This window comes from Nocardia transvalensis (assembly GCF_015477765.1).
GTDB lineage: Bacteria > Actinomycetota > Actinomycetes > Mycobacteriales > Mycobacteriaceae > Nocardia > Nocardia transvalensis_A.
In genome coordinates, this window is record NZ_JADLQQ010000013.1 from 232,745 (window position 1) to 239,326 (window position 6,582).

A 6,582-nucleotide genomic window follows, 5' to 3' on the forward strand; every position below is an offset into this window, starting at 1 on the left:
GCTCATCCCACATGGCAATCCCTCCTTTCCGTGTCTCGGCGGCAAACTCGACGGGCGAGCGTGGACACGTCAGCGGTAGTCCTGCAGCTCGCCTTCGCGAATCGTGTCGAGCGTGAAGCAGTGGAATCCGCCACCGAAAAGTCGACGGTGGCGGTGCCGGACCGGCACGACAGTGAACCCCTCATGCTCCAGGGTGCGGACGAGCTCGACACAAGCCTCATTGACAAGCACCACGTCCGGGCTGACGGATAAGACGTTCAGATCGATGTAGGAGCTGGTGAGCAGCAGGTCGCCGTCGTCGTACGACGGAAAGTTCTCCGGGCTCGGCTGCGGCGGCACAATGAACTTCCACTTGTCGAACGGCGACGGCAGTAGCGCGGCGATCTGCGCGTGCCGGGCTAGAAACACCCCAGGCCGCAGGGCCAGCAACATGCTGTCGATGTGGTTGTCACTCATCCTGTGCACGCGATGGATTCGGTAGCGATCGCCGACGTGACGTTCCAACCAATCGCAGGCCAGCCGGTGGTTCTCGTTGGCGATGTTGATCACGAGGTCCTCACCCAGACGCAGGCACTGCGCGCCGTCCAGCATCATCTCGAAACCCACGTCGTAGGGCGACGGCTCCGGGTCCTCGACGGGCTCGGTCGGCCCACCGAGGGTGGTCTCGATGTCACGCGCATAGGACAGATCGAACGAGTTGTCGGTGAGCAGCGGCCGCGGCATCGTCGTCCACCGCGCACCCGCCTCGTAGTAACGCCGGAAGATCGGCGCGAGCAACCGGGTCTCCAGATAGCGCGATCGGATCGCGGGCGGCGTCTCGATGATTTCATCGCCCAGGATCAGCGTGTTGTCCCGAATATTGAGCGCGGGTACCGGCGGCGCCTCCCACCCGAATCCGGCGATCGGGGCAGCGTCCTTGGCCAGCGTGATCGGCCGGTGCACAGTGACCCCCAGCGATACCAGCGTTTCCGCGAGGCCTTCCACATCCTCGTTGAGTTCCTCTACGTACCGCTGTTTGATCCCCCAGCTCCGCTCGTCGGCGTTACCCTGGCTCGCCTTGCTGAGGCGCGGGTAAGCCCAGTCGGAACGAAACAGATTTTCGTGGAAGAACAGATCGAACGACAATTCCCGGTCGTGAGACGTATAGTTTTCAGCGGATCCAACCACAATCTCCTTGAGCGGAGACCATTCATCATGACTGTTCAACACTCGTCGCCCCTCCAGTTTCGAGGGAAATATCACAAATACAGATTCATGCCGAGCCAACACCCAATGGCTCCAACAGCGACAGCCGACCGACCCTCGCCGTGCACCGAAAGCTTTTGACGGACCAGGCCTTCTGCCGTTCACCTCGCCCGATTAGAGAGACAGACGAGAGACAACCCCCACGCCTTCCACCTGCGTTGGCCGACACAAGTGCAGGGTGGGATTTCAATCAAGAAGATGTTGAATGCAGAATTCACCCCCAGGGGACGTAAACCGCACCACACGGTTCGTAATGTGAAGAAGTACAGCAGCTCTAGCGACTCCCGTCAAGCCCTTCCAGATGGATGTATCGCTCCCAGTCACTGCGCTGCACGCCCGGGCCGAGAACGCCATGAGGACAATCCCCTCGCTGCCCATGTCGCCCATCGGCTGGATAGTTGATCGAATGGCAGTAATGCCACGAAAGGGACGAAGGGCCTATTTACGACGACTCGCACGCGAATGTTCGAGAATAGATCCAAGACATCGAGAGTGGTGGTGGCCTCAGGTCAACCGGCAGAAGACCCTCGCGCGGCCCGGTGAACGGCTCGACGGCACGCAATGGCGGTCCGAACCGGTCGAAGCAACCGAGCTGGCCGCCCTGATCCGGCGCGTCATCGCTGCCTGTTTCCTGACCATCACCTATTTGTCCGGCGTCCGGACCGGGGAAGCATTGAACCTCCGCCATGGGTGCATCAGCCGCGACAGCAAGCTTGGGTTGATCTTCATGTCCGGTGAGCAGCTGAAATCCGGTGACCATCGGCGCGAACGCTCACCCGAAACCATTCCCTGGGTCGTCACCGAGCACACCGAGCACGCCGTCTCGATCCTGCAGCGGCTGACACCGGGCCCGCTGCTGTTTCCGTCCGGGGAACTGTGGTCGCAGGATTGGTTCCTGCGGGCGGCATCGAAAACCTGCACGCCCAGCACTATCAACACCGAGATCACGGCATTCATCGACTGGTTCAACACCGACGTTGCGGCGGCGATCGGCCACCCGATCATTACCGCCGATCCCGCCGGGAAGATCCTGGCTCCCCGTCTGCGCCGCACGCTGGCCTGGCACATCGTCCGCCGTCCCGGTGGAACCATCGCTGGCGCAACACAATACGGTCACACTCACGATCAACTGATTCTCGGATACGCCGGGCGCGCCGATTCGGGATTCGTCGATGAGCTCGCCTTCGAACAGTTCCTGGCCCGCGCGGAAGCCATCCACGACGACCACCAGCGACTCAGTCTCGGAGGCGAGCACGTCTCCGGCCCGGCCGCCGATGAGTACCGCCGACGGGTCGCCGCCGGAAGCAAATACGCCGGGTTGGCCATCACCACGAAAGCTCAAGTCGCGCACGCACTGTCGAATCCCGATCTGCAAGTTCACCATGGTCCACTACTGACCTGTGTCTATCGCCCAGCAACTGCGGCCTGCCGCGCATCCGAAGACGCTGACAGCGGTCCGTCATGGCGACGTTGCCGAATGACCTGCACCAACATCGCACGAACCGACCGTGACATTAGCGAACTCCGTAACCACGTCCGCAGCCTCAGAGCCGAGCTGGGTATCCCAGGGCTCCCTGAGCCACTCCAGCAACGCATCCAGCAGCGGCTACAGGTGCACGAACGAGCCATCACCGACCACGAGAGCGAACGACCAAACACGAAGACGGAGCTGTGAAATGACCGAGGACCGACAGGCCCAACTCGACGCCGAGCAGCACCAACTCCGCGAAGCGGCGAAACGACTGCTCACGGGAGCACCCCACCGCAGCAACGGCAAGCTCACCGTCGCCGGGCTCGCGACCGAGGCGAACGTTCCCCGCCACCGGCTCTACGAGCACCACACCGAACTGATCGCCGAGTTCAAGGCCGCCGCTGGCGGCGGGCCGATCCCAGTGAGCGTTCAGGCATTGCAACAACAGCTCGACGATGCCCTCGCACGCGAGCGGAAGTTGATCGACACCAACAAGATTCTTACCGCCCGAATCCGAGCCTTGGCCGCCGTGATCGCCGAGTTCACTTTGGAGTCCACCACCAGCAACATCGTCCCGTTCGGCCAGCGGCCGACAGGAATCCTCCCGAGAACGGTCGGGTAAGACAGGCAGCGGAGTCACCATCCGTGGCCGGTAACGTACAGCGGCAACGATCCAGCCACCGTCGGGCTGTCGGCCAAGGGGGCCGCGCTCTCCGGACCCAGACCAGGCTTCGGTCCGGCCGGGTGGGCATCATCCGACCGATATGCGGCAATATCGGATGTTGCATATTGCAACGGTCCTTGTGCTGATGGCCAACTCCTCGCGGCATAGCGAGTCGTTGCGCCGGGGAGTGTCACTTCTTGGTGGTAGCCACGGCAGATCAGTGAGCCGGCGGTGAAGAATCTCGAAGAGTCGGCCCACCGAACCACCGGCGCAGGGCGACCGACAGGGCGGACATATCCGGGTTCTCGTCGGCGGCCCAAGCGACGTACCCGTCGGGCCGGACGAGCAGCGCGGACCACGCCACCTGCTGCGCGGGTTTGATCGACACCACCCGTACCCGAGCTGCCCGGCCATCGACTGCATCCCGCACTGTCGCGTTATCGGCCAGATCCACGAGCAGCGCACGTCCGTCCGCGCAATGGTCGCCAACGCGTGTGCCGTCGGCCAGCTCGATGTCCGGGGCGGGCGCTCCGACCAGGTCGTGGTCCCCGGACTCGTACCGGTGCAGTACGCCGGATAGCTTGGTTAGCACATAGGTCGCGCCGTCGGGCGTGGAGATAAGGTCGGTGAGCACGTTGCGCAGTGCCAGGCTGCGCGCATCGGTTCGCATGGCGGCGACTTGTGCGCGCGTCCACTCCAACACCCACTTGCCGACCGGATGCCGCTCGGCGGTGTAGGTGTCGAGCAAATCCTCTGGCGCCGTACCCTTCACAACGGCGGCGAGTTTCCAACCCAGGTTCACCGCGTCACCGATGCCGAGGTTCTGCCCTTGCCCGCCCAATGGCGAATGCACGTGTGCCGCATCGCCGGCCAGCAGCACCCGACCCAGTCGATACGTGTTCGCCTGTCGCGTGTGGTCGGTGAAGCGAGTAGCCGAGTGGATCGCGGTGACTTCGACGTCGACACCTGCCACCTTCCGTACCGTCGCCTCCAACTCCGCCGGCGTGATGGGGGCTTCACGATCTTCCGGTGGACCGTCGAACTCGACGGTGACCACCCGCCCCGGGTATGGCCCATGCAGATAAACGCCGCCATCGGTGCGATTCCACCCCGCTCGCAGTTTCTCGTGACCGATCATGTCGACAACGAACTGGCGCGCCGTGACTTCCGGGTCTACACCGGGGAATTCGAACCCGGCGAGCTTGCGCACGACACTGCGCCCACCGTCGGCGCCCACCAGCCATTCGCCTCGAACCGTGCGCCCGTCGCCCAATCCGACTGTGACACCGTCACCGTCGGCGGTGAATCCGGCGACTTCGGCGCCGCGCAGCACCGTGACGCCGAGGTCGGCCGCACGCTCATTCAGCAGCGCCTCGATCTCCTGCTGCGACACCAGGATCACGCCGGCCGCCGGTCCGGCATGCGTGAACATCGGACCCGTGAAATCAACCAGACCGGTGTCGAGCACGATACCCGCGAAGTGAGCTCCGACCGGACCGCCGCCGACAGCGTTCTCGATTCCCTTGGACGCCAGGAACTTCTGCGTCCGCTCCACTGCGGCGTCGTGCCGCTCCTGCAGTTGCGGCAACATGCCACGCCGGTAAAAGGCTTGACCCGTCGCTAAGTTCACGTACCCGGCTTTCATCGTCGGGTCGATACTCGTGAGCCGCTCGATCACCAGCACGTCGACGCCGACCAACCCCAGCTCGCACGCCAACATCAGGCCCACTGGGCCACCTCCGGCAATCACCACGGAGTAGTCGGCGGCCCGGCTTGATCGACCACCTACGGCCTCATCCGATGGAGCCAAAAGGAATTCCTCTCAATCGTTGGTTGCGCTGGCCAAGGCTGACGCGGATAGCGTTTCCACCCTGGCGCACTAAAGCAGTGTTTGACTGCGTTAGAGGACTATAAGGATGTTGCCGCACAAACGCAAGCGCCGACTGCGTTAAGGTGTGTGGTGTGAACGAGCGACAGCCAGTCCGACGGCCCGGCGGGCGCGCCGCCCGCGTCGGCGCGGCGGTCCACCGGGCCGTCACCGACCTGATCAGCGAACGCGGCTACGGCAACTTCACCGTCGGCGAGGTCGCAGCCCGCGCGGGCGTAGCCGACAGCAGCATCTACCGCCGGTGGGGCAATCTGGAAAGCCTGCTCACCGAGGTGGCGCTCACCCGCCTCAACGCGGTGTCACCGATGCCTGACACCGGGAGCCTGGACGGCGACCTGCGCACTTACGCGGCCCAAGTGGCCCGCGAAATCACCGGACCCGACGGCCCGGCGGTGCTACACCTGGCCGTCGCCCTGTCGAGCAACGGTCAGCAGGGCCTGCGGGCCGCTGACAACCTCCGCGCCGAACGCATGCGGCAACTGCAGTCCATGCTCGATCGCGCCCACGACCGCAGCGAGCACGCACCCGACGCGTTCGACGTGCTGGATCACATCCTGGCCCCGATGTACATCCGCGTCTTATTCGACATGGGCCCGCTCACCGCGGACTACATCGACAGGCTCGTCGACCGACTGCTGTGATCCCCGGTTCCCGCGATCACCCCTCGGACGTGGCGCCGGGCCCGGTCAGGTGCTCGGCCGACACGCACCCGGCCAGCTCGAGCATGCAACCCTTGGCTGGCTCACGCGGCCACGGCTGAATCCACCGGTGGGCGGGCCATCGACGCGGATCGGGGTGAGATCGATATCAGGTATGGGCCGTAGGCGTCGGGTTCGTCGGCGAGCTCGTGACCCGAGTACTCGCCGAGAAGGCGGATGTACTCGGTCAGGTACAGCGGAACCTGCGCCAGATGCCGTACCGGAGGCTCACCGAGCATCGGAGCGATCGCGACGGATTTTTCGCCCGCAGGGACTTCCCCTACATCCTCAACTCGGCTACTTACAGCTCGCTTGCACTGACTATATCCAGGGCGCCGGGCGGGCAAGCTCGGTTCAGCCGTCATCGATTGGCCGAAAGTTAACGGGCTGCGGCCAGGCACTCATCTGGCTGACCGCCCAGCGTGAGCTTCTTTTCACTGGATGAGCTGACACCGTTTCATCGGTTCCGGCAATCACGGACCAACTTCAGCTAGTGGTGCGTGATTCTGTTGTTCTTGCGTGAGGTCTTGTGCGGTGGTGTTGACTGTCGGGGGTGGAGTTGACGGCGGATCAGCGGGCCGAGTTGCGGGGTCTGATCAACAGCCCGGATGTGTCT

General features: G+C 63.9%; 6 protein-coding genes. 3 read left to right on the forward strand and 3 right to left on the reverse strand.

The window, feature by feature from the left end; all coding sequences use genetic code 11:
* Window positions 1–69: 69 nt before the first annotated feature.
* Window positions 70–1,350: an inosamine-phosphate amidinotransferase 1 gene (locus IU452_RS32585; protein WP_228819131.1), complete on the reverse strand. Its 1,281-nt coding sequence runs from the start codon at window positions 1,348–1,350 to the stop codon at window positions 70–72.
* 271 nt (window positions 1,351–1,621) lie between these two features.
* Here IU452_RS32585 and IU452_RS32590 point away from each other — a divergent pair, with 271 nt between their 5' ends.
* Together IU452_RS32590 and IU452_RS32595 are read left to right on the forward strand one after the other, a co-directional pair.
* A complete protein-coding gene (locus tag IU452_RS32590; protein WP_195113053.1) occupies window positions 1,622–2,920 on the forward strand; it encodes a hypothetical protein in 1,299 nt (432 codons plus the stop codon).
* 1 nt (window position 2,921) lies between these two features.
* A complete protein-coding gene (locus IU452_RS32595) occupies window positions 2,922–3,338 on the forward strand; it encodes a hypothetical protein (protein ID WP_195113054.1) in 417 nt (138 codons plus the stop codon).
* Between the two features lie 259 nt (window positions 3,339–3,597).
* Here the strand turns inward: IU452_RS32595 and IU452_RS32600 are convergent, their stop codons facing one another.
* On the reverse strand, window positions 3,598–5,133 hold the full coding sequence (locus IU452_RS32600) for an FAD-dependent monooxygenase (protein WP_195113081.1): 1,536 nt from the start codon (window positions 5,131–5,133) through the stop codon (window positions 3,598–3,600).
* A gap of 209 nt (window positions 5,134–5,342) precedes the next feature.
* On the opposite strand from IU452_RS32600, the gene IU452_RS32605 reads away from it, so the two are divergent.
* Window positions 5,343–5,909 carry a TetR/AcrR family transcriptional regulator gene (locus tag IU452_RS32605; RefSeq protein ID WP_195113055.1) on the forward strand — a complete coding sequence of 189 codons (567 nt, stop codon included), beginning with the start codon at window positions 5,343–5,345 and terminating at the stop codon, window positions 5,907–5,909.
* A 101-nt stretch (window positions 5,910–6,010) separates the two neighbouring features.
* Here IU452_RS32605 and IU452_RS32610 read toward each other — a convergent pair whose 3' ends face one another.
* A complete protein-coding gene (locus tag IU452_RS32610; protein WP_195113056.1) occupies window positions 6,011–6,205 on the reverse strand; it encodes a hypothetical protein in 195 nt (64 codons plus the stop codon).
* Between the last annotated feature and the right edge of the window lie 377 nt (window positions 6,206–6,582).